Source organism: Lichenicola sp. GTC18331, from assembly GCF_055386855.1.
On record NZ_AP045015.1, the window covers coordinates 1,589,357 to 1,615,869 of the forward strand.

General features: G+C 66.9%; 23 protein-coding genes. 13 read left to right on the forward strand and 10 right to left on the reverse strand.

Annotated features, from left to right (window positions below):
• Positions 1–13 precede the first annotated feature (13 nt).
• Positions 14–3,385: an acyl-[ACP]--phospholipid O-acyltransferase gene (locus ACZ5BM_RS07370; RefSeq protein ID WP_498911069.1), complete on the forward strand. Its 3,372-nt coding sequence runs from the start codon at positions 14–16 to the stop codon at positions 3,383–3,385.
• 17 nt (positions 3,386–3,402) lie between these two features.
• Here the strand turns inward: ACZ5BM_RS07370 and ACZ5BM_RS07375 are convergent, their stop codons facing one another.
• The gene (locus ACZ5BM_RS07375) at positions 3,403–3,981 is read right to left on the reverse strand and encodes a TetR/AcrR family transcriptional regulator (protein ID WP_498911071.1); all 579 of its coding nucleotides are present in this window, start codon (positions 3,979–3,981) and stop codon (positions 3,403–3,405) included.
• A 103-nt stretch (positions 3,982–4,084) separates the two neighbouring features.
• Between ACZ5BM_RS07375 and ACZ5BM_RS07380 the strand changes: the two genes are divergently transcribed.
• Genes ACZ5BM_RS07380 through ACZ5BM_RS07390 form a run of 3 tightly spaced genes read left to right on the forward strand, consistent with a single transcriptional unit; the run spans position 4,085 to position 8,221 of the window.
• Positions 4,085–4,990 (forward strand): lysophospholipid acyltransferase family protein, encoded by a 906-nt coding sequence (locus ACZ5BM_RS07380; RefSeq protein WP_498911072.1) that lies wholly within the window; start codon positions 4,085–4,087, stop codon positions 4,988–4,990.
• On the forward strand, positions 4,983–5,870 hold the full coding sequence (locus tag ACZ5BM_RS07385) for a phosphatase PAP2 family protein (RefSeq protein ID WP_498911074.1): 888 nt from the start codon (positions 4,983–4,985) through the stop codon (positions 5,868–5,870). Before ACZ5BM_RS07380 ends, ACZ5BM_RS07385 begins: the two co-directional genes overlap by 8 nt.
• On the forward strand, positions 5,867–8,221 hold the full coding sequence (locus ACZ5BM_RS07390; RefSeq protein WP_498911076.1) for a PEP/pyruvate-binding domain-containing protein: 2,355 nt from the start codon (positions 5,867–5,869) through the stop codon (positions 8,219–8,221). Before ACZ5BM_RS07385 ends, ACZ5BM_RS07390 begins: the two co-directional genes overlap by 4 nt.
• Positions 8,222–8,260: 39 nt before the next feature.
• On the opposite strand, the gene ACZ5BM_RS07395 is transcribed toward ACZ5BM_RS07390, so the two are convergent.
• Both ACZ5BM_RS07395 and ACZ5BM_RS07400 read right to left on the reverse strand, forming a co-directional pair.
• Complete coding sequence (locus tag ACZ5BM_RS07395) at positions 8,261–9,781, reverse strand: CoA-acylating methylmalonate-semialdehyde dehydrogenase (protein ID WP_498911078.1); 1,521 nt, start codon at positions 9,779–9,781, stop codon at positions 8,261–8,263.
• 38 nt (positions 9,782–9,819) lie between these two features.
• Positions 9,820–10,977 (reverse strand): iron-containing alcohol dehydrogenase, encoded by a 1,158-nt coding sequence (locus ACZ5BM_RS07400; RefSeq protein ID WP_498911080.1) that lies wholly within the window; start codon positions 10,975–10,977, stop codon positions 9,820–9,822.
• Positions 10,978–11,091: 114 nt separating this feature from the next.
• On the opposite strand from ACZ5BM_RS07400, the gene ACZ5BM_RS07405 reads away from it, so the two are divergent.
• The gene (locus ACZ5BM_RS07405; protein ID WP_498911082.1) at positions 11,092–12,015 is read left to right on the forward strand and encodes a LysR family transcriptional regulator; all 924 of its coding nucleotides are present in this window, start codon (positions 11,092–11,094) and stop codon (positions 12,013–12,015) included.
• Between the two features lie 145 nt (positions 12,016–12,160).
• On the opposite strand, the gene ACZ5BM_RS07410 is transcribed toward ACZ5BM_RS07405, so the two are convergent.
• From ACZ5BM_RS07410 to ACZ5BM_RS07425, 4 genes are all read right to left on the reverse strand, one after another.
• On the reverse strand, positions 12,161–12,910 hold the full coding sequence (locus ACZ5BM_RS07410; protein ID WP_498911084.1) for an SDR family NAD(P)-dependent oxidoreductase: 750 nt from the start codon (positions 12,908–12,910) through the stop codon (positions 12,161–12,163).
• A 36-nt stretch (positions 12,911–12,946) separates the two neighbouring features.
• Positions 12,947–13,690, reverse strand: a complete 744-nt coding sequence (locus ACZ5BM_RS07415; RefSeq protein WP_498911086.1) for an SDR family NAD(P)-dependent oxidoreductase — start codon at positions 13,688–13,690, stop codon at positions 12,947–12,949.
• A 4-nt stretch (positions 13,691–13,694) separates the two neighbouring features.
• Positions 13,695–14,375 carry a peroxiredoxin-like family protein gene (locus ACZ5BM_RS07420; RefSeq protein ID WP_498911088.1) on the reverse strand — a complete coding sequence of 227 codons (681 nt, stop codon included), beginning with the start codon at positions 14,373–14,375 and terminating at the stop codon, positions 13,695–13,697.
• Positions 14,376–14,983: 608 nt separating this feature from the next.
• Positions 14,984–16,051, reverse strand: coding sequence for a threonine aldolase family protein (locus ACZ5BM_RS07425; RefSeq protein WP_498911089.1), 1,068 nt, complete (start codon positions 16,049–16,051; stop codon positions 14,984–14,986).
• Positions 16,052–16,115: 64 nt separating this feature from the next.
• Between ACZ5BM_RS07425 and ACZ5BM_RS07430 the strand changes: the two genes are divergently transcribed.
• Entirely contained in the window at positions 16,116–17,015 is a 900-nt protein-coding gene (locus ACZ5BM_RS07430) for a bifunctional 5,10-methylenetetrahydrofolate dehydrogenase/5,10-methenyltetrahydrofolate cyclohydrolase (protein WP_498911091.1), read from the forward strand.
• A gap of 40 nt (positions 17,016–17,055) precedes the next feature.
• On the forward strand, positions 17,056–17,355 hold the full coding sequence (locus ACZ5BM_RS07435; protein ID WP_498911093.1) for a hypothetical protein: 300 nt from the start codon (positions 17,056–17,058) through the stop codon (positions 17,353–17,355).
• 58 nt (positions 17,356–17,413) lie between these two features.
• Here the strand turns inward: ACZ5BM_RS07435 and aepY are convergent, their stop codons facing one another.
• From aepY to aepX, 3 genes are read right to left on the reverse strand one after another with little or no spacing between them, the layout of a single operon-like run.
• Positions 17,414–18,559 carry a phosphonopyruvate decarboxylase gene (aepY, locus tag ACZ5BM_RS07440; protein ID WP_498911095.1) on the reverse strand — a complete coding sequence of 382 codons (1,146 nt, stop codon included), beginning with the start codon at positions 18,557–18,559 and terminating at the stop codon, positions 17,414–17,416.
• Positions 18,560–18,599: 40 nt separating this feature from the next.
• A complete protein-coding gene (locus tag ACZ5BM_RS07445) occupies positions 18,600–18,929 on the reverse strand; it encodes a hypothetical protein (protein ID WP_498911096.1) in 330 nt (109 codons plus the stop codon).
• Positions 18,926–20,713 (reverse strand): phosphoenolpyruvate mutase, encoded by a 1,788-nt coding sequence (gene aepX, locus ACZ5BM_RS07450; RefSeq protein WP_498911098.1) that lies wholly within the window; start codon positions 20,711–20,713, stop codon positions 18,926–18,928. Before aepX ends, ACZ5BM_RS07445 begins: the two co-directional genes overlap by 4 nt.
• 75 nt (positions 20,714–20,788) lie before the next feature.
• Between aepX and ACZ5BM_RS07455 the strand changes: the two genes are divergently transcribed.
• The 6 genes from ACZ5BM_RS07455 to ACZ5BM_RS07480 all read left to right on the forward strand — a co-directional run bounded on the left by ACZ5BM_RS07455 (position 20,789) and on the right by ACZ5BM_RS07480 (position 26,382).
• A complete protein-coding gene (locus ACZ5BM_RS07455) occupies positions 20,789–21,586 on the forward strand; it encodes a phosphocholine cytidylyltransferase family protein (RefSeq protein ID WP_498911100.1) in 798 nt (265 codons plus the stop codon).
• The gene (locus ACZ5BM_RS07460) at positions 21,583–22,383 is read left to right on the forward strand and encodes a phytanoyl-CoA dioxygenase family protein (RefSeq protein ID WP_498911102.1); all 801 of its coding nucleotides are present in this window, start codon (positions 21,583–21,585) and stop codon (positions 22,381–22,383) included. The genes ACZ5BM_RS07455 and ACZ5BM_RS07460 overlap by 4 nt, the downstream gene beginning before the upstream one ends.
• A 115-nt stretch (positions 22,384–22,498) precedes the next feature.
• Positions 22,499–23,407 carry an MlaA family lipoprotein gene (locus tag ACZ5BM_RS07465; protein WP_498911104.1) on the forward strand — a complete coding sequence of 303 codons (909 nt, stop codon included), beginning with the start codon at positions 22,499–22,501 and terminating at the stop codon, positions 23,405–23,407.
• A gap of 73 nt (positions 23,408–23,480) precedes the next feature.
• Entirely contained in the window at positions 23,481–23,633 is a 153-nt protein-coding gene (locus ACZ5BM_RS07470) for a hypothetical protein (RefSeq protein ID WP_498911106.1), read from the forward strand.
• Between the two features lie 178 nt (positions 23,634–23,811).
• On the forward strand, positions 23,812–23,994 hold the full coding sequence (locus ACZ5BM_RS07475; RefSeq protein WP_498911107.1) for a hypothetical protein: 183 nt from the start codon (positions 23,812–23,814) through the stop codon (positions 23,992–23,994).
• A 117-nt stretch (positions 23,995–24,111) separates the two neighbouring features.
• Positions 24,112–26,382 carry an AsmA family protein gene (locus ACZ5BM_RS07480; protein ID WP_498911109.1) on the forward strand — a complete coding sequence of 757 codons (2,271 nt, stop codon included), beginning with the start codon at positions 24,112–24,114 and terminating at the stop codon, positions 26,380–26,382.
• The last annotated feature ends 131 nt before the right edge of the window (positions 26,383–26,513 follow it).

Genomic DNA, 26,513 nt, shown 5'->3' on the forward strand with positions numbered 1-26,513 from the left:
GGGAACGCTCTTCATGCCGCTCTTGTTGTCCAGGCGCCTGCTGCCCCTGCTGATCACCCAGATGCTGGGTGCGCTTGCGGATAATCTGTTCAAGAACGCCCTGGTCGTACTGATCCTGTTTCGGGCCGGTGCGAGCGGTGCGCCCTCCCTCGTGGCACTGGCGGGCGGGGTGTTCATCCTCCCCTACGTCCTGTTCTCGTCGACGGCGGGACAGGTGGCGGAGCGCTGGGACAAGGGCCGGCTGATCCTGCTCGCAAAGTGTTGCGAGATCGGGCTGATGGCGCTGGCCGCTGCGGGGTTCCTGCTCCATGCCATGCCGCTCCTGTTCGCGGTCCTGTTCGGTCTCGGCACCCAGGCCACGTTCTTCGGGCCGCTGAAATACGGCATCCTGCCGATCCACCTGCGCAAGGCTGAGCTGGTGGCCGGAAACGGGCTGATGGAAGCGGGCACGTTTCTGGGCATCCTGTTCGGCACTCTTGCCGGCAGCGCCTTGTTCGCCTTGCCGGACGGGCCGCGGATCGTGTCGATCGCCGGTCTCGCCGTGTCCGCCTGCGGGATTCTCGCCGCGGCCTTCGTTCCCCGCGCCCCATCGCGTACGCCGGATCTGCGCATCAGGTTGAACGTCCTGGCCGAAACCGCCCGGCTCGTGCGGGACGCGCGCGGCAACCGTCCGGTCTGGCTGTCCCTGCTGGGATTGAGCTGGTTCTGGGCGATCGGCGCGGTGATCCTGGCCGAACTGCCGATCCTGGTGCGCGACACGCTGCAGGCCGTGCCGGTCGTGTTCTCCTTGATGCTCGGGTTTTTCGCCGTCGGCACCGGGCTCGGTTCGATGCTGTGCGCGCGTCTGCTGCGCGGCGAGGTGACGGCCCGCATCGTTCCGTTCGCGGCCCTGGGCCTGTCCGTGTTCCTGTTCGATTTCGGGCGCACCGCCGCCCATGCCGGCGCGCTGCCCGATATCGGCGCCGTGCTGCACAGCCTGTCCGGCTGGCACATGCTGATCGACCTTCTGCTTCTGTCCGTCTGCGGCGGGCTTTATTCCGTGCCGCTCTACGCCGTGATGCAGGAACGGTCCGGTGCGACCGAGAAGGCGCGCATGGTGGCCGCGAACAATCTGCTGAACGCCGCGGCGATGGTGGCCTCCGCGGCCGTCGTGGCCGGGCTGATCTGGTGCGGCAACAGCCCCGCCTCCATCCTGCGCATCGGCGCGATCGCCAATCTCCTTGTGGCGATCTGGATCGTTCGCATCCTGCCGCGCGAAACGCTGCGCGGGATGATGCGCTGGTATTTCCGCGTCTTCCATGGCGTGAAGGTCAGCGGGCTGGAGAACATTCCCGAAGCCGGACGCCGCACGGTGTTCGTCGTGAATCATCAGAGCTTCCTGGACGGTTGCTTCGTCGCCGCGTTTCTGCCCGGCGCACCGGTCTTCGCCATCAACATCCACATCGCCCGCCGCTGGTGGTTCAAGCCGCTGCTTCTGGCGATACGCTGCTTTCCGGTCGACCCGGCCAATCCGTTCAGCACGCGCACCATGGTGCATGCCGTGCGCGAGGGCGAGCGCCTGGTGATCTTCCCGGAAGGAAGGCTCACCACCACCGGCGCCCTGATGAAGGTCTACGAAGGCGCCGGCATGATCGCCGACAAGGCGGACGCGGCGATCGTGCCCGTGCGGATCGATGGGCTGCAATTCACCCGCATGACGCGCCTCGCCGGACGCACGCCGCGACGCTGGTTTCCGCTGCTCAGTCTGACCGTTCTGCCGGAAGTGTCGCTGCACGTCGGCGAAGACCTGTTCGGCCGCAAGCGTCGCGCGGCGGTGGGCACGATCCTGCAGGGCGTGATGGAGCAATCCGCCTTCGCCACCGCGCCGACCGGCCGCACCGTGTTCGCCGCTCTGCTGGCGGCAAAGCATCGCTACGGGCCCGGTTTCCTGATTGCCGAGGACATCGCGCGCGAACCGCTCTCTTACCGAAAGCTGTTGCTGGGCGCCGCGGTTCTGGGACGCCGGTTGTCGCGGGAAGCACCCGGAGGCGGACAGGTCGGACTGATGCTGCCCAACGCCAACGGCGCGGTGGTGACGTTCATGGCGCTCCAGGCCTGGGGCCGTGTTCCGGCGATGCTGAACTTCTCTGCCGGCGCGGATGCGATGCTGTCGGCCTGCGCTGCTGCCGAAGTGAAGACCGTTCTGTCGTCACGCGCCTTCGTGGAACGCGCCAAGCTCCTGCCCGTGGTGGCGCGGATGGAGGAACAGGTCCGGTTCGTCTGGCTCGAAGACGTGCGCGCAGGCTTCCGCTTCGGCGACAAGCTGCGCGGCATGCTCGACGCGTTGCTGGCGCAGAGACTGCCGGGTGCGCAGGCGAACCCCGACGCGCCGGCGGTGGTGCTGTTCACCAGCGGTTCGGAGGGTGCGCCGAAAGGCGTGGTGCTGAGCCATCGCAACATCCTGTCCAACATCGCCCAGGTTGCCTCGGTGATCGACTTCAACAGCACCGATCGCGTTCTGAACGCGATGCCGATGTTCCATTCCTTCGGCCTCACCGGCGGAACCCTGCTGCCGCTGCTGTCCGGCGTGCGGACGTTTTTCTACCCGTCGCCGCTGCATTACCGCATCGTGCCGGAACTGAGCTACGACACCGACGCCACCATTGCCTTCGGCACCGATACGTTCCTGACCGGCTGGGCGCGCTTCGCGCATCCGTACGATTTCTACTCCATGCGTTACATCTTCGCCGGTGCGGAGAAGCTGCGCGACGAAACCCGCAGGCTTTATGCGGAGAAATTCGGCGTGCGCGTGCTGGAGGGTTATGGCGCCACCGAGACGGCGCCGGTTCTGGCGCTGAACTCGCCGATGCACAGCAAGCCGGGCGCCGCCGGCCGTCTGGTGCCTGGCATGGAGTATCGGCTCGAGCCCGTGGAGGGGATTCCCCAGGGCGGCCGTCTGATCGTGCGCGGCCCGAACGTGATGCTGGGCTATCTCCGCGCCACTGCGCCGGGCGTTCTGGAAGCGCCGGAAGGCGGCTGGTACGACACGGGCGACATCTGCGAGGTGGATGCGGAGGGGTTCATCACCATCCTCGCCCGCGCCAAGCGCTTCGCGAAGATCGCCGGAGAGATGGTCTCGATGCCGGCGGCGGAGGCGCTGGCCGCGTCGCTCTGGCCGGACGCGGACCACGCCGTTCTGTCGGTGCCGGACGGGCGCAAGGGCGAGGCGCTGGTTCTGATGACCACGCAGAAAGACGCCGAAACCGCCGCGTTGCTGGCCCATGCCCGCCAGCGCGGAAGCGCCGAGATCGCGGTGCCGCGCACCATTCACGTGGTGGACTCGCTGCCCCGCCTCGGCACGGGCAAGGTGGATTATGGTGCCGCCGGCAAGATGCTGGCGGCCTGACGTGTCGCCCTCCGGCCTCAGCGCCGGGGGGCGATCCGCACCACGCCCGCCGCGATCGCGGACACGGCAATTCGGACCTGTTCGCGCAACGCGTCCACCGTCAGAATGCCCAGCTTCCGGCTCAGCCCCAGCTCCACCATGCCGTGCACAGCGGAAAACAGGGTCCGCGCCAGGATCGCACGGTCGTCCTCGCCAAGATCGGGACGCAGACCCGCCAACGGCCGCTCGATGAATGAAAAGGCGGCCAGACGCCGCGCTTCGTAGGCGTCGGTCAGCACGCGGCCCGCCGGCAGACGGTGCGCGAACAGCGCCTGCCAGCGCGGCCCGTTGGCGATGGCGAAATCGAGATAGGTATCGGCGAGGCGGACGAGCGTGTCGGCAGGGTCCGTGCCGTCCGACACCGCGGCCATCGCCGCCGAGATCGCGTCCAGCGTGCGGCCGTTCACCGCCAGCACCAGCGCGTGCAGGTCGGGGAACAGGTTGTAGATCGCGCCCACCGAGCATCCGGCGGCTTCCGCCAGCGGACGCGCTTTCACCCCATCCAGCCCGCTTTCGGCGATGGCGTGCTCGGCGAGCGCCAGCAGGCGGTCGAACAAGACCGGATTACGATCGCGTGAACGATGTTCATTTTCATCTTGAACGATGTTCATGGCCGAGCTAGCGTCTCCTCGTGAACAACGTTCATAAGAGAGCGACATCGTGATCGCAAGCGTCCATACCGTCTGCGCCGTCCGTCCGGTCCCGGTCCCGGCCATGCCGCGCTCGTTCTGGTTCGACCGCGCCCTTCCCTTTCTGGCGGCGCGTTTGTTCGCCGGCCGGGTCGAGGTGCGCGGGCTGGGCCATGTGCCGCCGGACGGCCCGGTGCTGTTCGTGGCCCGGCACCGAACCGGCCTGACCGATGGCTGGCTGCACGCCCATGCCCTGCCGCGCCCGGCCCGCTTCATGATCGCAGAGAAGCTGAAACGAAAATGGTGGCTGCGCCCGCTGGTAAGCGGCATCGCCGTGAAGCGCCGCCGCGACGGCGATGCGGATCGCTCGGTCGCGAACAAGGCCGCACGCGACGAATGCCGTCGCGTGCTGGAGTCGGGCGGCGCACTGTTCGTCTACCCGGAAGGCACCAGCACGCTCGACGATGCGCTTCTGCCGCTGCAGCCCGGCGCGGCGCGGCTCGCGATCGTGTCCTCCGGCGTGCAGGTGGTGCCGGTGTCGATCACCTATGCCGATCCGCGTTCGCTGGGCACGGCGGTGTCGATTTGCTTCGGACCGGCGCGCCGCCTGGTGAACGCCACCGTTCCGCAGGCGCAGGCGCGCATGGATGCGATGCTGCGCGCCCTGCCCTCGGCCGCGCCGGAGGCCGGGGCCGGTCCTCTCGACGGGATCGACGCGCCGGTGCGCCTGCTGGCGACATGGCTCGGACGGCGCCTTGCCGACGACGATACCGCCGTGCTGCCGATCGCCGCACTCCTGCTGCTGCCGCTGCAGCTCTGCTGGTCGGCAACGATTGTCTGCGCCGCCATCCGGTTTGGCCTGCCCTGGCTCGCCGCAATCTATGCCGCCCTGTTCGCGATCCGGTTCGCGCGTCGCACGGAACGGTTCGATGCCTGATCGTCGTCTCATGCTGCACGAGGCTTTGTTCATCGCCTTCCTCGCCGTCACCGCGCTGCGCGTCGGGGTGCATGCCGGTTGGTCGAATCCGCAAACACTGTTTCTGGGCGGGCTTACCGTCGCGCTTCCGCTAGCGATCCTGCTTTTCTCTTGCAGCATATCGCGCTGGGCCTGGCGTGCGCGGTTGTTTCTATTTGTGCCTTTGATGTGCTTCGTGTTTCGCGATCTTCGGCAAAGCGTTCCGTTGTTCCATCCCGTCCATGTCGACACGCTTCTGCAAACGCTCGATCTGCGCATCTTCGGTCTGAGCCTCCCGGAATGGCTTTCCGGCCGCTTCGGACCTGCGGCCACCGACGCCATGAGCCTCTGCTACGCGTTGTTCTTTCCGTATCTCCTGGTCTGTACGATCGGCTGGCTGTTCGCCGCGCCGCGCAAGGCGCGCGCGTTCTACAGCGGTTTGTTCACGCTCTACGCGATCGGATTCACCGGCTATACGCTGCTGCCGGCGCTCGGCCCGTACGCGACCATGTCCTTCGCGCAGCCGGTCCATGGTTTCGCCATCACGCGCATGCTGTTGGATGCGGTACCGCTTGGCACCAACCGCGCGGACGCGTTTCCGTCTCTGCATTGCGCCGTCACGGCCTTTCTGCTCGGTTTCGAGGCCTTGTTCGGCTCCGGACGCCGCGCCGCCTTCTGCGCGCTGCCGGTTTGCATTCTGTGGCTCTCCACTTTGGCGCTGCGTTTCCATTACGGCGTCGATGTTCTGGCGGGTTTCCTGCTGGCGATCGCTTGTCTGTTTCTGTCCGCCCTTCTGCTGCGCACACGCCGCAACATCTCTTCCCGAACCACGATCCCTCACGGAGCACGTTCATGGGCATGATCCTCGATCTCCGTCATCCGGATGCCGGGCGCGTCGATCTGTGCGGCGGCAAGGCGGCTGGGCTGGCGAAACTCGTCCACTGGGGCTTCGACGTTCCGGACGCTCTGATCGTCACGGTGGAGGCCTATCGTCAGGTGGCGGAGAGCCTTCCGGGCGGCGTGGTGACGCGGGCGGCTCTAAACGACATCGCACTGCCGGAGCCGGTTCTCCGTGCTCTGCGCGACTTCGTTCGCGACGATGTCGCCTATGCCGTCCGCTCTTCCGCGACATTGGAGGATCTGGGCGAGGCGTCGTTCGCGGGACAGCACGACACGGTGCTCGGTTGCATCGGTCTCTCCGCCATCGAGGACGCGATCCGCACATGCTACGCCTCAGCCTACGACGAGCGCGCCGTCGCCTATCGCCGCCACCATGGCATCGACGAGACACCGTCCATGGCGGTTCTGGTGCAACGCATGGTCGATGCGCGCGCCGCAGGTGTTGCCTTCACCCTCGATCCGATCAACGGAAAACTCGACGAGATCCATCTTTCGGCGCATCCCGGTCTGGGCGAGGCCGTGGTCGGCGGTGAGGCGGAGGTGGATCGTTTCGTCCTGAACAAAGCCGATCTCACCGTCCGCGACACGGCCTTTCCGCGCGGTGCGCCGTGTCTGACGGAGAGCGAAGCCGCCGCGATCGCCGCGATCGCGCGTGCCGTGGAAGAAAAGGCCGGATTCCCGCAGGACGTGGAATGGGCGGTGGACGGGACCGGCGTGCGCGTGCTGCAGGCGCGCCCCGTCACCGCCCTGCCGCCGCGCTGGACCCGGGACGAGTCCGCCGAACGCTTTCCGTCTCCGGTCACGCCTCTGGCCTGGGATTTCGCCGAGGCCGGTTTCCATGAGGCGCTGTCGTCATCGTTTGCCCGGATGGGTCTGCCACCTTTGCGTGCCAAATGGTTCGGGCGCTTCGACGGTTTCATCTACGGCAACCAGACCGCCGTGGAGATCTATCTCGGCCGCACGCCGATGCCGTCCGGCCCGTCCCTGGAAGCAGCCTTGCCGGAGTTGGTGCGACGCTTCGGCTGGCTGCTCGAGCTGCCCGGCGAATGGGAACGTTCTCTGGACCGTTTCCTGCTCGATGTCGGCAGGCTCAAGGCACAACCGCTCGACGCGCTGCCGGCAGCGGCGATCTGGGCGCATGTCGGCGAGATCAACCGCGCCGGTCGCGCGTATTTCCGGCACAACATCGCCATCTCGATCGGCCAGACCGCGATTCACAAGGCGCTTCGCGCACTTTTGCAGACTCTCACACACGATGCCGATTCCGCCTACGACACGCTGATGGCCCCCGTGCGCACGCGCACCGCCCATGTGAACGACGCGCTGGAGCAGCTTGCCGCCATCGCCCGGAACGATGCCGTCTTATCGCGAGCATTGCGGGAACAAGGCGCGGCGGAGCTGATCGCACGCGGCACATTGACCGGGTTCCCGATGTTCCACACGGCCTGGACCGCGCTGCTCGACGAGCACGGCCATCGCGAACTCGATTTCGATCCGTATCAGCCGGGTTGGGCGGAAGCGCCGGATGCCGCACTCGAGGCCGTGCGTGCCCGTCTGGATCGCCCGGCAACGCCACGCGACACTCTGGCAGACCGCATCGCGGCGGAACGCACCCTGCGTCGTCTGAGCGCCTCGCTACCGGACGACACCGCGCTGCTTCTGGGCGAGCTGGTGCGTCTGGCGCGGCTCTATACCGAACTCGACGATGTCGAGCACTACCACACCGCCCGCCTGGCCCCCCTGCTGCGACGCGCGATCGGCGCGCTCGGCCGCCATCCCGCGGCGATCGGCGCCATCGAGACGCCGCTCGATCTGTTCTTCGCCAGCGAAGCGGCTCTGGCCGAAGCTGTCGCGCGCGACGACGCGTCTGGCTGGCACGCTCTGGGGAGAAAGATCGCTGACGCCAAACAGCGTCACGCCGAACAGACACTGGCCTCGCCGCCCTGGACCCTGGACGAAAGCCGGGACGACACGGTCTCGGACGATGCCCTGTCCGGCATTCCCGGCAGCCCCGGAAGGACGGAGGGGCCGGCCTTCATTCTGCGCTCGCCGGCGGATTTCGGCGCTTGTCCGGACGGGGCCATTCTGGTGGTGCGTGCGACCACGCCGGCCTGGACCGCGATCTTCGCGCATGCCGCGGGCATCGTCGCCGAAAGCGGCGGCCCGCTCTCGCACGGCGCGATCGCCGCACGGGAACACGGCATTCCGGCGGTGATGGCGGTGCGCGGCGCGATGACGACGTTGCGCAACGGGCAACGCGTCCGGATCGACGGCCGAAGCGGCGTCGTCACCGCACTGGACGCGGAGGCATGACTGTCCTGGCCGGGGCGTGGACGACCCGGCGGCGTTTCCTTACTTCAGGGTCGGCATCACGAAATCAGCGCCGCTGCGAATGCCCTTCGGCCAACGCACGGTTCCGGTCTTGAGACGGGTGTAGAACCGCACGCCCTCGGGGCCGTGCATGTGGTGGTCGCCGAACAAGGAGCGTTTCCAGCCGCCGAAGGAATGGAACGCCATCGGCACCGGGATCGGCACGTTGATGCCGACCATGCCGGCGCGCACGCGCGTCATGAAGGCCTGCGCGGTGTCGCCGTCGCGGGTGAACAAGGACGTGCCGTTGCCGAACTCGTGGCTGTTGATGAATCCGAGCGCTTCGTCGAAACTCTGCGCACGCACGACGGACAGAACCGGGCCGAAGATCTCCTCGCGATAGATCTTCATCTCCGTCGTGACGTGGTCGAACAAGGTGCCGCCGACGAAGAAACCGTTCTCGTGCCCCGGCACCGCGATCTCGCGTCCGTCCACGACCAGCTCGGCGCCCTCGGCCACGCCGCTGTCGATATAGCCGCGCACCTTGGCCGCGTGGTCGCGCGTCACCAGCGGGCCCATCTCGGCAGCAGCGTCGGTGCCCGGCCCGACCTTCAACACCCGGACGCGCTCGGCCAGACGCGCCACCAGCGCGTCGGCAGTCTCCTGGCCCACCGGCACGGCGACGGAGATCGCCATGCAGCGTTCGCCGGCCGAGCCGTAGGCAGCGCCCATCAGCGCGTCGACCGCCTTGTCCAGATCGGCGTCCGGCATGACGATCATGTGGTTCTTTGCGCCGCCCAGCGCCTGCACGCGCTTTCCGGCTTCCGTGCCGCGCCGATACACGTATTCGGCGATCGGCGTGGAGCCGACGAAGCTCACCGCATCCACGCCCGGATGGTCGAGCAGCGCATCCACCACCGGCTTGCCGCCATGAACGACCTGGAACACGCCCGGCGGCAGCCCGGCCTCTTTCAGCATGGCGGCGATCTCGTTGGCGAGGCTCGGATCGCGCTCGGACGGCTTCAGGATGAAGCAGTTGCCGCAGGCCAGGGCGACGGGGAACATCCACATCGGCACCATGGCCGGGAAGTTGAACGGGGTAATGCCGGCGACGACGCCGAGCGGCTGGCGGAACGACACCGCCTCGATTCCCGTGCCGACCTGCTCCGAGAACTCGCCTTTCAGCATCTGCGGAATCCCGCAGGCGAACTCCACCACCTCGAGCCCGCGGATCACCTCGCCCTTGGCGTCGCTCAGCACCTTGCCGTGCTCTGCGGTGATGATGGCGGCGAGGCGGTCGAGATTGCGCTCCACCATGTCGCGGAACCGGAACAGCACGCGGGCGCGCACATGCGGCGCGGTCGCCGCCCAGCCGGGAAAGGCGCGGGCGGCGGCAGCGACGGCCTGCTCCACCTCGGCGGGACCGCCGAGCACCAGCGTGGCGGTGACGGCGCCGGTGGCCGGGTTGAACACGCGGGCAGTGTCGCCGGCAGGCTGTGCCGGAGAGTCGCGGTTGTCGATCACATGATCGATCACGGTGTCGGTCGAGGGCGTGTCGTACACGGGAAATATCCTTCTGGTGTCGGTTGCGATGCGTTCGGTCAGGACCAGCTTTCGCGATACAGCGCCTGGATCTCCGCCGCGTCCGGCACGCGCGGGTTGTTGGCGGGGGAGCCGGAGGCCAGAGCCTGCTCGGCCATGGAGGGCAGCAGGGCGAACCAGCGCGCCTCGTCGATGCCGTAGGAGCGCGGCGTCGGCACGGCGAGGTCCTGGTTGATCTGCTTCAGCGCGTCCACCAGACGCGCCACCGAAGCCTGATCGCCCTCGCCCGCTTCCGCGACGCCCATGGCGCGGGCACAGGCGGCATAACGGCCGAGCGCGGACGGCGCCGACCAGGCGGTGACGGTCGGCAACAGCATGGCGTTGGACAGGCCGTGCGCGACATGGAAATGCGCGCCGATCGGCCGGCTCATGCCATGCACCAGGGCGACGGAGCTGTTGGAGAACGCCATGCCGGCCTGGAGCGCGCCCAGCATCATCGCCTCGCGCGCGGCACGATCGCCCGGCTCGGCGCAGACGCGTCGCAGATTGGGCCAGATCGCGCCCATCGCCGCCAGCGCCAGGGCGTCGGAGAACGGGTTGGCCTTGGCGGAGACATAGGCCTCGATCGCGTGGGTCAGCGCGTCGATGCCGGTATCGGCGGACAGGCGCAGCGGCTTGGCGAGGGTGAGTTCGTAGTCGACGATCGCCAGCGTCGGCAGATAGGCCAGACCGGCGCAGAGCATCTTCTCGTCATTGGCCTCGTCCGTGACCACGGTGAAGCGGGTCGCTTCCGAACCGGTGCCGGCGGTGGTGGGGATCGCCACGATCGGGAGGCCGGGCTCGTCCTCCTGATGCGGGGCTTTCAGCGCGCGCATGGTGCCGCCGCGCACGGCCAGAACCGCGACCGCCTTGGCGGTGTCGATCGAGCTGCCGCCGCCGAAGCCGATGATGCAGTCGTGCTGCCCTTCGCGGACATAGGCCACGGCCTCGTCCACCGCGCGCACCGTCGGATCCGGCACCACGCCGCAGAAGCTGCGCGCCTCGATCCCGGCCTTGGCCAGCACGGTCAGGACGCGCGCGAGCATGCCGGAGCTGGTCATGAAGGCGTCAGTCAGGATCACAGGCCGGCTGAAGCCGAGCTGCGCCAGGGCAGCCGGCAGCTCCTGAAGCGTGCCGCCGCCGACCCGCATCGCGCGCGGCAGGAAAATCGAGGCCATCCGTCCAGCTCCCCTTCGACCATCGCCCGTTCGGGCTTGCATTCCCTTGGGCTAGCATCGACGGGACTGCACTGAAATAAGTGTTTTCGACCAATCTCCGTGCAGGATTGCACAATGACCCAGCCGTTCAACTGGAACGACCTCCGTTTCTTTCTGGCCGTGGCGCGCTACGGTACCGTGTCCGTGGCCGGACGGCGCACGGGGGCGGACCACGCCACGGTGGGGCGGCGCATCACCATGCTGGAAGAGGCGCTGGGCGTGCAGCTGTTCGAGCGCGGGCCGCGCGGCTATCTGCTGACGCGTCATGGCGAGGCGTTGCTAAGCCTCGCGGGGTCGATCGAGGCGGATGCGAACCGTATTTCCGAGACCGCCGCGGGACACCAGCACGGCGTCACCGGGGCCGTGCGGATCAGCACGCCGGAGGGGTTCGGCAATTTCTTTCTGGCAAGCCGGATCGGCGCGCTGATCGCCGCCTATCCGGGGCTGACGGTGGAGCTGATCACCATCCAGCAGATCGTCTCGCTGTCACGACGCGAGGCGGACGTGGCGATCACCATGACCCCGCCCGCCGCCGGCAACGTCGTGCTGGAGCGCCTGGCGGATTACCGGCTGCATGTGTATGGCGCGCGCGATTATCTCGACCGGCACGCGCCGATCCGAAGCCGCGACGACATGCTGACGCATCCATTCATCGGCTACGTGGACGATCTGATCTTCACCCGCGCGCTGAACTACCTGAACGAGATCGGCCCGCATCTGCGCGCCCGGCTCCAGAACAGCAGTTTGCAGGCGCAGCTGGTCGCCACGGCGCAGGGCGTCGGGCTGTGCGTGCTGCCGGATTACGTGGCTTGCGCGATGCCGGATCTGGTGCCGGTTCTGCCGGAGATGCTGACGCTGACACGATCCTATTGGATGGTCTCGGACGCGGACATGGCGGAAAGCGCGCAGGTGCGTCTGACGCGGCGCTTCCTGCGGGACACGGTGGCGCAGGCGGAGGTGCCGGGGTTCTTTCCGGTGCGGGAGGAGGAGGCGCGATAAATACACGACGCCAGGAATCAGTCTTCCGGAAACAGCGGGAGCAGACCGGCAAATCCTCGTCCTCCAGGCGCCTCTCCATCAGCAGCCGACAGTATCCGGAATTTCGGACCGCCGCGTCACAGAGCCGTTCGGCAGCGTGAACGCATCACACGGAACACATCCCACCATCCACCAGCAACTCGCTACCGGCAACGAAACTGCTCTCTTCCGAAGCCAGGAACAGAATTGCGGACGCTATCTCCTCAGGCCTTGCCATGCGACCGAGCGGTATGTTTGCCGCATGTCTCGCCCGCACTGCTGCTGCCGCTTCTGGCGACTTCTCCTGAGCGTCGATCAGCGGCGTGTCGCAAGGGCCTGGCGTAATGGTGTTCACGCGAATGCCGCGATCTTTGAGTTCCATCGTCCAAGTTCGGGTGTAGGACCGAAGTGCGGCTTTAGATGCGGCATAGGCTGAGCGACCAGGGAAGCCTCGCAGGGAAGCGATCGTGCTTGTCAGAACGATCGACGCGCCCTTGTTCAGAAGCGGCAGGGATTTCTGGACAGTGAAGAGAACGCCGCGAGCATTGACCTCGAAATTGTGGTTGAAGCTGTCGACCGTGACATCGGCGAGCTTCACGCTGTCGACAGCACCGACATTGGCGACGACGGCGTCGATCATCCTGCCATCGGACGCCACCTTGGCATAGAGACGGTCGAGATCCGCGAGGTTGCGCACATCGCCCGATACGCCGGCACTATTGGCACCGAGCGCGGCGACAACCTTGTCGAGCTCCTCCTGACGGCGCGCAAAAATGTAAACGAACGCCCCTTCGGCGACAAAGCGTTGGGCTGTCGCCAGACCGATGCCGCTCGTTCCACCGGTGATCACCGCGACCTTGTTTCGAAGTCGATTCATGACAGTCCTCTTATTTGTTTTTGATCAGGTCCGCGGTCAGAGCCTGGAGCCGCCATCGACAGCGATCGATGCGCCGGTGATCCATCGGGCATCACTGGACGCCAGAAACCGCACGACGGGAGCGACGTCTTCGGGCGTCGCGATACGCTTCAAAGCTTGGAGCCCGAGAGCGTAATCACGCCCGCTCTCCGTCTTCGTGAAACTCGAGATTTCGGTATCAACGATGCCGGGTGCCAGCGCGTTCACACGGATCCCTCGCTCGCCCAGTTTCGAGGCGAAATGCCGGACCATCGTCTCAGTCGCACCCTTCGTCGTTGCGTAGGCCGACAGATCGCCGACGGCAGCGCGAGCCGACAGCGACGTGATGACGGTGACGCTTGACCCGTCCCCCAGCAACGGCAGAAGCTTCTGGACGAGGAAGAAAGGCGCCCGGACGTTCACCGCATACAAACGATCGAAGTGATTCAGCTCTTGTTCCACGAGCGAAGCGGCACCGCCGATCCCTGCATTGGCAACGAGAATGTCGAGCCGATTGACACGTTGGCCGACGTGTTCGGCAAGCGAAGCCGGCCCCTGCGGGCTGCTGAGATCAGCGCAAACCAGATCGGCCGCTCCACCTGCCGATCGGATTGTTTCCACGACGTTCTGCGCCTCGCCATGGCTGCTTCCGTAATGAACGACAACGTGGGCACCTGCCTGCGCAAGCGAGAGAGCGATCGCGCGGCCGATGCCGCGCGAGGCTCCCGTGACCAATGCCTTACGACCTGTGAGATCGGTCACGGGGTCAGGCCTTGGTCGTGCCGACGCTGGCCTGGCGCAGCGCTGGCAAGAGTTCTTCGGGATCCGGGCGCTGCGTATAGTCCGGATTGACTTCAGCGTAGACGATCGTGCCGTCCTGGCCGATGACATAGCGGGCCGGCATTGGCAGGGTCCAGGCCGGGTCATCGTTGAAGGTCGGAAGATCGTTCTTCAGGCTTTTGTAGAGATCGACCAGATAACCGGGCAACTCGAACTTGAGGCCGAAAGCCTCGCCAACCTTGCCCTTCTCATCCGAAAGGATCGGAAAGGTCAGCTGGTTCTGACGGGTGGATTTGCGGCTGTTCGGTGCCGTCTGAGGCGAGATCGCGACAAGGCTGGCGCCGAGCTTCTCGAATTCGGAAGAGGCTGCTTGGAGCGCCTGCAGTTCCATGTTGCAATAAGGGCACCAGACGCCGCGATAGAAGCTGACGACCAAGGGCCCCTTCTTCAACAGATCCTCGGACGATACGAGATTGCCCTCGGGGTCCCTCAGGCTGAAAACCGGCGCTTTGTCGCCAACCTTCTTCGCGCGATCGGCGAGGCCGGAGGCTTTCAGTTCGGCGGTGGCCTTGTGCATGGTCTCGATGACCGAGTGCGGAACGTTGTAGGGCGGCTTGCCGGCCTCAAAATCTGCCTTGAACGCATCCAGCTTGTTTTGCAGGGTCATAATGGGTCCATCCGTATGAGCGTCGAATGCCCGTAACGGGCAGCTCAGCATGGGCCCGCACCGGCGGGCTCTGCCTCTGGACTTAACGACGATCTCGGTATGCCCGTAGAACACCGGGAGGCATTTCCATTATTCCACCGCGGAATATCCAAACTGTATTTTTTGGTTTTCTCGGTTCTATCTCTTGCTGCGTTGCTACTCTGCGGTGGAATGACCATCGAAGACTGTTGATTCATATAGCCGAGCAGCAGAGCGCCAAAGGCGGCTTCGATCATGGCGCCGGATACGTCGAGACGCTTCTCGCAATCCTTCACCTGGCGCCGCCGGCATAGAGGCGCTTTCAGTCACGGCCACCGCTTGTGGATACCGGCGAGGATGTCGCAGAAACCGGCTGGGGTCACGTCACGATCGGCGGTTGACCATGCGTATCCACCGCGATGTGCCGCTTGCGTCCGGCAGTCTTGTTGGCATCGCATCCTCGCGCGGACGATCTCAACTGACGCACACAATTGCGTCCGCTATTGCCAATGAAGACGCGTTTCCGGATGTTCGAGATGACGCGCAGAGTCGGTGCGTGATCTAGGGCATGAAGAGTCTTGTTGCCGCCTTCAAACCGGAATGACCCCCAGCAATCCTTCCACATCCGCCTCCGTCGCATCCAGCGACGTCACCAGCCGCACGGGCGACGCCCCTTCCCGCGACGCGACGCCATCCGGCAGATACCAGTCGTAGAACAAATATCCCGCGTCCCGGAGACGAGCGATCAACACGTCCGGCATCACCACGAACAGCTCGTTGATCTGCACGGGAAATAGCAGCTCCACGCCCGGGATCGCGGCGAGACCTTCGGCGAGGCGGGTGGCGGCGCGGTTGGCGGTGCGGGCGTTCTCCAGCCAGAGATCGTCGGAAAGATAGGCGATCAGCTGGGCGCTCAGGAACCGGGCCTTGGACCAGGTATGCGCGGCGCGCTTGCGGCGGCGGGCGAATTCCTGCGCAAGGGACGGCGTGAAGAAGATCACCACCTCGGCGGCCATGGCGCCGTTCTTGGTGGCGCCGAGCGACAAAACGTCGATGCCCACGCGGCTGGTCAGTTCGGCCGGCGCGCAGCCGAGCGTGGCGAGCGCGTTGGCGAAACGTGCGCCGTCCATATGCACATGCAGGCCAAGATCGCGGGCGAGCCCGGTGATGGCGCGCACCTCGTCCGGCGCATAGAGCGTGCCCCATTCGGTCGCCTGGGTGATGCTGATGGCGGTCGGCAGCACGTGGTTGACACCGAGCGACCGGCTGGCATCGAGCTTGCGGCGCAGCGCCTCGGGCGACAGCTTGCCGTCCGAGCTGGGGAGGGTGAGCAGCTTGGCGCCCGCGGTGAAGAATTCGGGCGCGCCGCACTCGTCGGTCTGGATATGGGCGACGCCATCGCAATAGATGCCGCCGTAGGGCGGAACCAGCGCGGACAAGGCCAGCGCATTGGCGGCCGTGCCGGTGGACACGGCGAACACCTCCGCTTCCGGCGCCTCGAAGCGCTCTCGGACGATGGCGGTGAGCTTTTCGGTCCAGGGGTCGCTGCCATAGGACGGAACGTCGCCTGTATTGGCCTCGATCATCGCCTGCATGATGGCAGGACAGACCGGACCGACATTGTCGCTGCTGAAATTCTTCCGTATGGGCGTGGTCATGACCGCTCTTTTGCCCTCTCGGCGGGGGAAGTTCCAGAGCGCCGCGCCCGATGGAGTGTCCCGCATGCAGCCCGCCCCGATCGAGACCCGCCTGATCGACGGCAAGGCGTATGCGCGCCGGCTGACGGACGCCGTGCGCGACGGGGTGACGGCCCTGGGCGAGAAGCACGGCGTGGTGCCGGGTCTGGCCGTGGTGATGGTCGGCAACAACCCGGCCAGCGAGGTCTATGTGCGGAACAAGATCGCGCACACGGAAGGCGTCGGCATGCGCTCGGTGGCGCACAAGCTGCCGGGCTCGGCCACGGAGGCGGAGCTTCTGGCGCTGATCGACCGCCTGAACCGCGATCCGGAGGTGCACGGCATTCTGGTGCAGTTGCCGCTGCCGCGCGGCATCTCGTCCGACCGGATCACCGGCGCGATCCATCCGGGCAAGGATGTGGACGGTCTGACGCCGGAGAATGTGGGCCGCACCACGCTCGGGCTCGAAGGTCTGGTGCCGTGCACGCCCCTGGGCTGTCTGCTGCTGCTGCGTTCGGAACTGGGCACCTTGCGAGGGCTGCATGCCGTGGTGGTGGGCAAGTCCAATCTGGTCGGCCGGCCGATGGCGCAGCTTCTTCTGCAGGAAGAGTGCACGGTGACCGTTTGCCATGTGGCAACGCCGGATGTGGGGTCGCTCGCCTGTCAGGCGGACATTCTGGTGGTGGCGACGGGCCATAAGGGGCTGGTGCGTCGGGACTGGATCAAGCCGGGCGCCACGGTGATCGATGTCGGCATCACCCGGGTCACGACCCAGGAAGGCAAGAGCCGCCTGATGGGCGACGTTGTGCACGAGGAGGCGATGGGTCGCGCCGGGCGGCTGACGCCGGTGCCGGGCGGGGTGGGGCCGATGACGATCGCCTGTCTGCTGCGCAACACGCTGACGGCGGCGGAGCGTTCCGTGCGTGGGCTGCAACCCGACGCCTGACCGGATCGTTGGAGCGCCCACCATCGAAGGAGGGTTTTCCATGACCGCCCACAAGGAACAGGCCGTCGAGCATCACGAGGCGGCCGCGACCGCGTTCGAGCATGCCGCGCAGGCGCATCGCGAAGCGGCCAAGCATGCCGGCTCGGCGAATTACGAAAAAGCGGAGCGTTATTCGCATTCGGCGCTGGACCAGAGCCAGATCGGCACCCGTCACGCCACCGAAGCCTCGCTGATCTACACGACGATCCACGGCGAGAAAGCGGAGGCCGACGCCGCTGCCGCCGCCGAAGCCGCCGCGGCGGACGCCAAACACGCCGCGAAGAAAGCCGCCGCGGAATAACGTCAGGGTTCAAAGGGCGACCGCCCTTTGCGGGGTCCAGGGGCAGCGCCCCTGGCCTTCACCCCCGCAGAAAATCCCTGAACCGCCGCGCCACCTCATGCGGCGCCACGGTCGGGCGCCCCAGCACCTTCATCGACCCCGGCCTGATCCGGGCATGGATCATCACCGGTCCCTCGCCCGCCAGCGCTTCCGCCAGGGCCGCATCGAACCCTGCCACATCGTCCACCGCGATCGCCCGGCGATAGCCACAGGCCAGCGCCACCGCCGCAAAGTCGACCGAGGCAGACACGGTACGCTGCCCGCCAGTGGAATCGTGCACGCCGTTATCCAGCAGCACATGCACCAGATTACGCGGCTGACGCGCGCCGATCGTCGCCAGCGAACCCAGCTTCATCAGGGCCGCGCCGTCGCCGTCCAGCACAACCACGGGCCGGTCCGGAACGGTCAGGGCGACGCCGAGCGCCATGCCGGAGGCGCCACCCATCGAGCCGACCTGATAGAGGTGCTGCTCGCGGTCCTGAAGCGTGAACAGCTCGCGCCCGCTTTTGCCGGTGGTGGCGATTACGGCGGCGCGCTCGGGCAGACCGGCGAGCAGACGCTCCAGCAGCGTCACGCGGCTCGGGCGCTCGCCATGACGGCGCAAATCGGAGAAAATACCAGAGGGAAGAGCACGCGGAGCGGGCTCGGACAGATCCTCCTCGGCGACGCTGTTCTGTTCCATCACCAAGCCGAACGGCAGGCTATCGCGCTCGAAACGCGCGGCGGCGGCATCCAGAGCCGGGCGGATCGCCTCGTTCGCCGTCGGGAACGGCAGGTTCGGCACGCCGCAGAGATCCAGCATCTGCTGGGTGATCTGGCCCATCAGCACATGCTGCGGCTCGTCCTTCACGCCGGGCTGGCCGCGCCAGGTGGTGACCAGCAGCACGGGGATGCGGAACGGCACGTTGAGCGAGGTGAGCGGATTGACGCAGTTGCCGAGCCCGGAGTTCTGGCAGATCACCACGCCGCCGCGCCCGCCCAGCCAGGCCCCCGCGGCGATGGCCACCGCCTCGCCCTCGCTGGCGGCGCCAACATAATCGAGGCCGCTGCCGGCCCGGCTGATCACCCGGTTGATCATCGGGGTCAGGAACGAGCACGGCACGCCGCTGTAGAAATCGAGGCCGCGCGCGGCGGCCTCGTCGAGGAAGGTCTGGGCTTGGATCATGCGCCGGTCTAGCCGGAGCGCGGCGTGTCCGCCAAGCGGTTCAGCGGATCTGCTGCTGCGGCGGTAGGGGCTGGTCGGTCGGCACCGGCAAGCGGCTTCCCGTGACGACAAGGCCCGGCGTTCCGGCCGGGTCGTGGTCGACATAGGGAATGTTGAAGGTGCTGGCCTGAAGCTGGAACCGCTTGTCCCCGGTCAGATCCGGCTTCCGGTCGCCCGCGCATTGCGCGACCGCGCTCGGAAACGGCACGGCGCGGTTGGGGAAATCGTAGAGGCGATGGATGCAGGCGACGTCGGTCTCGCCCGCCTGCTCCACCGCACCGCCCGCACAACCGGCAAGCAGGAGCAGGGGGAACAGGCGGGCGGCGATCACTGGAAGTTCCGCGCGTCGGCCAGATCGGCCACCGTGTCCACATCGAGCCAATGGCCGGTGATGTAGTGCACCGCGACCTCGTGACGTGCGGCGAGACGCGACAACAGCGCCGGAATGTCGGCCTGTTCGGCGGTGCCGTCGGCCTGCATGGCGGCGAGTTCCTCGCGCACCAGGGCCGCGCCGCGCGGGCTGAACCGGGCGAGGCCGATCCACTCGCCGGCGCTGTCCTCGGCCGCGACCTCGCCGATCGCGGACAGGCGCGCCGGGGCGTCGTCGAGATAATCGGCCGAGAACGGCTTGTCGGCCGCGACCAGATCGCGCGGATGGGCGCGGCGCGCGTCCCGCTCGTTCTGGGCCCGCTGGCGCAGCGCATCCACGGCGACCACGATATCCGCCTCCACGCCCATCAGCGCGTCGAGGATGTAGCGGCGGAACAGCACGTCGCCGTAGACCAGAACGGTTTCGCCGTTCAGGTGCTCGGCCGCGCGCAGCAGCGAGAACACCTCGCCGGTTTCGGCATGGGCGTCGTTGTCGAGCAGCACCACGCCGTCCGCCGGAACGGTCTCCCCATTGATCGCGTCCTTGGCGTAGCCGCGCACGACGGCCATCTCGCGCACGCCGCTCTGGCGGAGGGTTTCCAGAAGCTGCGTCAACAGCGGCCGGCCGCGCACATCCACCATGCATTTCGGGCGGTCGGCGGTCAGCACGCCGAGGGCGGCACCCTGCGACGCGGCGAGCACGATGCCGCGCACCGGCTCGGCCGGAGCGGCGAGATCGCCCGCGGCGCCGGTGGCGGCGGCGATCTCGGGCTCGACGCTGGTGACGGGCGCGCCGACCACCGGCAGGTAGCGGTCGCCGGCCCGCTCCAGCTCGTCATTGTCCATCAGCGCGAAGATGTCCTTCACGCTGGCGACCCGGCCTTCGATCGCGGTGAGCGACTGTTCGGCGCGGATGGTGGCGGCGGTCTCGCGCATGGCGGTGATGGAGGAGCGCACCAGATGGTTGGCCCAGATGATGGTGGACACCCCGGCCTGACGGAACGCGTCCGTGGGCGTGCCGTAATACATGGTCGGCACGATCACCACCGGGCAGCGATCGCCCCAGCGCTCCATGAAGCCGAGGATTTCCTGCGCGGTGCGCTTCTTGGAGTGCATCAGAATCGCGTCGGCGCCGGCGCGATGATACGCCTCGGCACGACGCAGCGCCTCATCCATGGAATGGCCGGAGATCAGCGCTTCCACCCGGGCAACGAGCTGGAAATCCGCATCGGTCTGGCTGTCCTTGCCGGCGCGGATGCGGCCGCAGAACTCCTCCATGTCGGCCAGCGGCTGGGCTTCGCCGATGAAGGAGTTGGTCTTCGGGAACAGCTTGTCCTCGATGCACACGCCGGCGACGCCGCGCTCGCACAGCTTGCGCACCAGACGGCGGACATTGTTGAAATTGCCGTAGCCGGTGTCGCCGTCGAGCAGGATCGGCAGGTCCGACGCGTCCGCCATGTACTCGACCTGGTCCAGCACCTGGGTCCAGGAGGCCTCGTTGTTGTCGCGCAGGCCCATGGCGGCGCTCATCGACAGGCCGGAGCCCCAGATGCCGTCGAACCCGGCCTCGGCGACGATGCGCGCGGACAGGCCGCTATGCGCTTCCATCAGAAAGGCCAGGTCGGGCCCCTGGAGCATGTGCTTCAGCCGGGCGAACCGGCTGGACGGGGCGGCGGGGCGATCGGAAGCGGGAGCCGTCGCGCGCAGGTCGGCATTCTCGCGGGTAGGCTCGTATCGGTTCGCCAATTGCGAAATCCTCGTCGAACTGTCATGTAACGGTCTCTTTCCTGCCTCATTCCTGACGGTTCGGCCACCCGAAATATGCTCCCCCCCGATCCCGTCCTGCCCGCACGCCCGAACGCGGCGCCGGATGTGCTGATGCTGGCGGCCGGGCGCGGCAAGCGTTTGGGCCCGCATCACCACGGCCCGAAAATCCTGCAGCGCTTCGGCGGACGCAGCCTGCTGGATCGTCATCTGGAGCGTCTGGAGCGTGCCGGCGCCGGTCGCATCGTGCTGGTCGTCGGCTACGAGGCGGACCGGATCGCGGCCGAGTTGGATCGACTCGGCCAGAGCGCCCGGGTGGAGCTGATCCGCAATCCGAACTGGCAGACCGGCAGCATCGTCTCCATGTTGGCCGGCGACAGGGTGCTGCGCTCCGGCAGGCCGGTGGTGCTGATGGATGCGGACGTGATCTACGGACAGATGCTGATCGACCGGCTGTTCGCCAGCCGTTTCGAGGCCGCCCTGCTGCTCGACCGCGAGCTGGAACCCGGCGACGAGCCGGTGAAGATCTGCGTGGACGCGCAGGGCCGGATGGTGGACTTCGCCAAGCGCCCGGACACGCCGCATGAGTGGCACGGGGAAAGCGTCGGCTTCTTCCGCTTCGAGCCGGCGCTGGCCGCGGAGCTGGCCGATCGTGCCCGGCAGATGATGTCGGCCGAAAACGGCGAGGCGCTGGAATACGAGGAACCGATCCGCGCGCTGATCAAGGCCGATCGCGACGGCAACCGGTTCGGCTTCGAGGACGTGTCGGGCCTGCCCTGGACCGAGATCGATTTCGTGGAAGACGTGGCCAAGGCGGAAGCGCTGGTCCCGCATCTGATGGAGCCGTCGCGATGAACGAGCTGTCCGCCCCCGAACGACGCACCGACCTTCTGGGTGCAGGCGCCGCCCTGCCCGATGCCGGGCAGATCGCCCGCATGCGCCGCGATGGCTATCTGGTGGTGCCGAACTTCTTCTCCGCCGCAGAGACCGAGGCGCTCGTCGCCCTCACCACCCATATCGCCGCGCAGCCGGAAGTGGCGGGCGGGCAGATGGTATACGGCGAGAACAGCCTGCTGGAACCGGGCCAACGCGTGATCCAGCGGATCGAGGATTTCTGCTCGTTCCATCCCGCCATGGACGAGGTGGCGCGCAACGGCGCCCTCAGCCGCTGGCTGGAAGCGCTGATGGGCGGCGAAACCGTGCTGTTCAAGGACAAGATCAACTTCAAGTATCCGGGCGGCGACGGCTTCAAGGCGCATCAGGACCAAGCCGCCGGCTGGACCCGCTACGCCCCCCTGTTCGTGACCGCGCTGGTGACGATCGATCGCGCCACGGTGGAGAACGGCTGCCTGGAGATCGCCACCATGCCGCGCACCACCGAGATGATCGGGGCGGAATGGGAGCCGCTGTCCGAGGATGCGCTCGGTCTGGTCGCAGTGCCGACCGAGCCCGGCGACGTGATCTTCTTCGACAGCTACGTGCCGCACGCCTCCAAGCCGAACCTGACGCAGACCCAGCGACGCGTGCTGTATCTGACCTACAATCTGGCCGATGCGGGCGACCATCGCCGGCGCTATTTCGACGAGAAGCGCGCCGCCTTTCCGCCCGACATCGAGCGCAAGGCCGGCGACACCTACGTGTTTCGGGTCTGAGCCATACCGTTTCGGCTCTTCTGTGTGGCACGCCTGCTCTTTCGCTGATCGTCGCGGCACCGTATCCATGCCGGATTGGGCGCGATCGTTCGGGACGCGCGAATGGGGTGACACGATGCGGCGACCGATCCGGGGCTTCAGAACGAGCGCGGCAGCCATCGTCGCCGGGCTCGGCGCGACGCTGCTGTCCGGCTGCGCTACCCCGCCGCCGAAAAGCGATCCGGACGCGCTGGCGGACTACAAGGCCACCAACGATCCGTTCGAACCCACCAATCGCGTGTTCTATTCGATCAATGACGGGCTGCTGACCTACGTGCTGACGCCCGTGGCACGCGGCTACAATTACGTGCTGCCGCAGCCCGTGCGCACCGGCATCCACAACGTGCTGAACAATCTCGGCTCGCCGGTTCAGTTCGCCAACGACGTGCTGGAAACAAAGCCGCGACGTGCGGGCGACACCTTCGTGCGCTTCCTGGTGAACTCCACCGTCGGAATCGGCGGCGTGTTCGACGTCGCCAAGTCGATCGGTTACCCGGATCATTCCGCCGATGGCGGCCTGACGCTGGCGGTCTGGGGCATTCCCGCCGGCCCGTATCTCTATCTGCCCTTGTTCGGGCCGTCCGGCGTGCGCGACGGCATCGGGCGCGGCGTGGATTCGGCGGTGAACCCCTATACCTGGGTGACCTTCAACGGCGTGAACCACATGAACGCCATCTCCACCGGTCTGTCGGCGGTGGATGCGGTCGCGCCGCATATCGACGATCTGAAGAAGCTGAACGAGGAAGCCCTCGATCCCTACGCCACCCAGCGTTCGCTGTATCGGCAGCTTCAGCAATCGCGCCTGAAATCGGTGGAAGACGACAAGCGCGCCACCGTGCCGGACTGGTATCCGGACCCCGGCGCAACGGGCGGGCCGAAACCGGCCACGCCGGCACACAATACCCTGCCGCTGCCGGTGATCAGCCCCGTCGTGTCGCATGCCGGCACGCCGCAGGCAGGCGCGACCGCCGCCACGCCGCAATAACCCGCTACAATTCGCCCGAATCCGTTCCGCGAGACTGCGCTAGAGCAGACATCTCGCGGAAAGGAGACGCTCGATGTCGTTCTGGATGATGGTCGTGCTGGCCAGTGGCGCCGTTCTGGCGCTGGGTCTGCTGTTCACCTCGCTGATCGTCGCGCTCGACCACGAAACCGACGAAGCGGTACCGCTGCCGAGACAGGATGAACGGCGCTGGACCAGCATCATTTGAACAGACATGGCTTAATTCGCCAAGAACGAGTCCAGAAATGGAAATCTTGGCGCGATTTGGCATCGTTATGTTGGCACGGCAGAAATAAACCTTCTATTTCAAGAGCTTAGGCTTTGGCACGCCTGATGCAACCTCTCTTTCGTGGCCGCACTGGCCAGAAACACGAAAGGGAAGCACCATGAACAGCATCAGCCTCCACAGCGTCCGCGCCGCCGGTTTCGCCAACGCCGTCCTGCGTACCGCCAACCGCGCCGATCCGCTGCCCCCGGAAAGCCTGACCGCCACCACTGATCTGGCGATCCGTTTCTCCCTCGCCTTGATGCCCTTTTCCGCCATCGCCTGGCTGTTCATCGCCCATTGAGGCCGCGGCGCTGAACCGTTCGACACGCCACGCGGGGGCGCTCGCACTGGCCACGCTCCCTTCCAGATGGCACCACCGTGTTCGGCCCGCCCGTGAGCGGCCGACACGGGAGGGACGGTGGCGGGACGAAAGACACGATGGGCGATCGCGATCGGCGCGGTTGTGGTCGCATTGCCGCCGGCGGGACTCGTCGTCGCGGCATCGCTGATCCAGCCCGACCGCTACAAACCGCGCATCGAGGCGCTGGTCGCCGCGCAGACCGGACGCACGCTCTCGATCGACGGCCCGATCCAGATCAGCTGGGCTCTGCAACCGACCCTGTCGTTCTCCGGTATTCGCCTGAGCAATCTTCCGGGCGGATCGCGCCCGGACATGGCCATCGTCGACCGGATCGACGCCCGGCTCTCCTTGCTCGCCCTGCTGCACTGGCGACTCGTCGTCACTCGGCTGACCCTGATCGGTCCCAATATCCTGTTCGAACCGGCGAACGGCGTTCCGAACTGGACCTTCAAACGCGCCGCGGCGACACCCAAACACGCCAACAACGCCCCCGGCCTCTCGATCGAGACCGCTCACGTCAAGAACGGCATGCTGACGTTCCATTTCCCGGCACGCACCAACGTCATCGGCGTGCGCTCGCTGGATTACGCGCATGTGCTGTGGACCGACCCGCTGCGTCTCGACGCGGTGTTCGTGTATCGCGACTTCAAACCGTTCTCGTATCACTCGACCGCCATCCCGACCGGCGACGCGTTCGCCCCCTGGACCACCCGGCTCGAGGCGCATGCGTTCGACGAATCGTTGCAAGCGGAGGGCACGACCAGCCTGTCCGGCGCGTTCGATCTGAACGTGAAGCTGCACGCACCGGCGCTGGAACAGCTCAACCAACTGCTGCCCTCGCTCCAGCTGCCGCCCCTGCACGGCATGGTTCTGTCCACTCACCTGATCGACAAGGCAGCCGGAACGCTGCCCGATCCGGGCAGGACCGAGATGACGGCGGACAGCCTGTCGATGAACGACCATGTCGCCGGCCTGTCCCTGTCGAAGCTGCATCTGAGTGTGCCGGAGCAGGGCGCCGTCGCGACCTTCCAGTCCGACGGGCGCTACAAGGACCAGCCATTCCGGCTGGACGGGCGGTTCGACCTGCCGACGCATCTCGACGGGCGCTCCACGGGCAGCGCCGGACTCACCGTCACGGCCGGCCGCAACGGCAGTCTCCATCCCGGCGACAGATTCGCTCTCGACGGCCGGCTGACGCTGGAGACCGCCGCGTTCGACGGCTTCGTCGGCAAGATGTCGCTTCGCAGCGCGACACTGGCCGGGTTCCGGCCGCTCGTTTCCCCCGCCCTGCCGGCCTTCACCGGATTGTCGTTCGAATCCGGTATCAGCGTGCCGGCAGGGCTCGACCGCATCGACCTGCGCTCCCTGTCGTTGCGAACCGAGGAAGGCGATCTCGCCGGCAACATTCTTCTGCGACGCGGCAGCACCCCCTCGCTTTCCGCCACGCTCCACACCGACCGATTGTCGCTCGACACGCTGCTGCCCTCCGGCACGGCCAAACGCGACACGCCATTCCTGCAGACACGCCTGCCCTGGGACGCGCTCCGTCACGCGAACCGGCTCGATCTGGACTGGCGCATCGACAGGATCGACTGGCACGGACAGCAATGGCCGGCCCTGGCCCTGCACGCCATCCTGGACCGCGGCGCGCTGTCGATCGACATGCCGGACGGCGCCCTGCGCGGAACCGCGAGCGTGAACGCCATCGCCGATCCGGCCGCGGTGCCGGTCCGGCTCTCGGTGCACACGCACGATTTTCCGCTGCGCCCTCTGCTCGGGCTGGCCGGGTTGCCGATGCCGCCCAGCGACCCCGTCACCGGCACCCTGCGCATGGCGCTGGATCTGTCTGCACGAGGCGACACCCCGAAGGCGTTGCTGTCCAGCCTCGACGGCACGGTGGCAATGGCCACCGCCGGCGCCGGCATGAGCTACGACACGCTCTCCGCCCTGGCAGCACCGGCCCTGAAACAGTTGGGCGCCCGCGCACCGCATGACAACCACACGATCGTCCGCTGCTTCGGCCTGCGCGGCACCGTCGCGAACGGGGTGCTGAAACTCTCCACCCTGGCGGTGGATACAGGCAGCCTCGTGCTGAGCGGCGTCGGCACAATCGATCTCGTCCAGAAGACACTCGCGCTGAAACTGCACCCGCTCGCCCGCCTGGTCGGATCGCGCGTCTCGGTTCCGGTGGTCGTCAAAGGCCCGTTCGACGCCCCTTCCGTCACCGTCGATGCCGACGGGCTGGACAAGGTCGGGTTGCTGCTCGACGCGCTGTTCGGCGGCGATCACCCGCATACGTGCCGGGATGCTGGATTGGAAACAGAATAGAGAAGATATTCGTCCTTGGATGGAGGAACGCGAGCGGTCTGTGACGGTATGCTCACGCGGCACTCCTGGGTGTGAGGTGACGCGCGATCGCCTATCGCACCGACCGTTACCAGGACTTCGAGAGAGGAGTG

Excerpts from the sequence above, each read along its gene's own strand:
- ACZ5BM_RS07410 (WP_498911084.1), bottom strand. The coding sequence starts at position 12,910 with ATGAATCGACTTCGAAACAAGGTCGCGGTGATCACCGGTGGAACGAGC.
- ACZ5BM_RS07385 (WP_498911074.1), top strand. The coding sequence starts at position 4,983 with ATGCCTGATCGTCGTCTCATGCTGCACGAGGCTTTGTTCATCGCCTTC.
- ACZ5BM_RS07390 (WP_498911076.1), top strand. The coding sequence starts at position 5,867 with ATGATCCTCGATCTCCGTCATCCGGATGCCGGGCGCGTCGATCTGTGC.
- ACZ5BM_RS07370 (WP_498911069.1), top strand. The coding sequence starts at position 14 with ATGCCGCTCTTGTTGTCCAGGCGCCTGCTGCCCCTGCTGATCACCCAG.
- ACZ5BM_RS07455 (WP_498911100.1), top strand. The coding sequence starts at position 20,789 with ATGCTCCCCCCCGATCCCGTCCTGCCCGCACGCCCGAACGCGGCGCCG.
- ACZ5BM_RS07465 (WP_498911104.1), top strand. The coding sequence starts at position 22,499 with ATGCGGCGACCGATCCGGGGCTTCAGAACGAGCGCGGCAGCCATCGTC.
- ACZ5BM_RS07470 (WP_498911106.1), top strand. The coding sequence starts at position 23,481 with ATGTCGTTCTGGATGATGGTCGTGCTGGCCAGTGGCGCCGTTCTGGCG.
- ACZ5BM_RS07435 (WP_498911093.1), top strand. The coding sequence starts at position 17,056 with ATGACCGCCCACAAGGAACAGGCCGTCGAGCATCACGAGGCGGCCGCG.
- ACZ5BM_RS07430 (WP_498911091.1), top strand. The coding sequence starts at position 16,116 with ATGCAGCCCGCCCCGATCGAGACCCGCCTGATCGACGGCAAGGCGTAT.
- ACZ5BM_RS07425 (WP_498911089.1), bottom strand. The coding sequence starts at position 16,051 with ATGACCACGCCCATACGGAAGAATTTCAGCAGCGACAATGTCGGTCCG.
- ACZ5BM_RS07460 (WP_498911102.1), top strand. The coding sequence starts at position 21,583 with ATGAACGAGCTGTCCGCCCCCGAACGACGCACCGACCTTCTGGGTGCA.
- ACZ5BM_RS07405 (WP_498911082.1), top strand. The coding sequence starts at position 11,092 with ATGACCCAGCCGTTCAACTGGAACGACCTCCGTTTCTTTCTGGCCGTG.
- aepY (WP_498911095.1), bottom strand. The coding sequence starts at position 18,559 with ATGATCCAAGCCCAGACCTTCCTCGACGAGGCCGCCGCGCGCGGCCTC.
- ACZ5BM_RS07475 (WP_498911107.1), top strand. The coding sequence starts at position 23,812 with ATGAACAGCATCAGCCTCCACAGCGTCCGCGCCGCCGGTTTCGCCAAC.
- ACZ5BM_RS07420 (WP_498911088.1), bottom strand. The coding sequence starts at position 14,375 with ATGACCCTGCAAAACAAGCTGGATGCGTTCAAGGCAGATTTTGAGGCC.
- ACZ5BM_RS07400 (WP_498911080.1), bottom strand. The coding sequence starts at position 10,977 with ATGGCCTCGATTTTCCTGCCGCGCGCGATGCGGGTCGGCGGCGGCACG.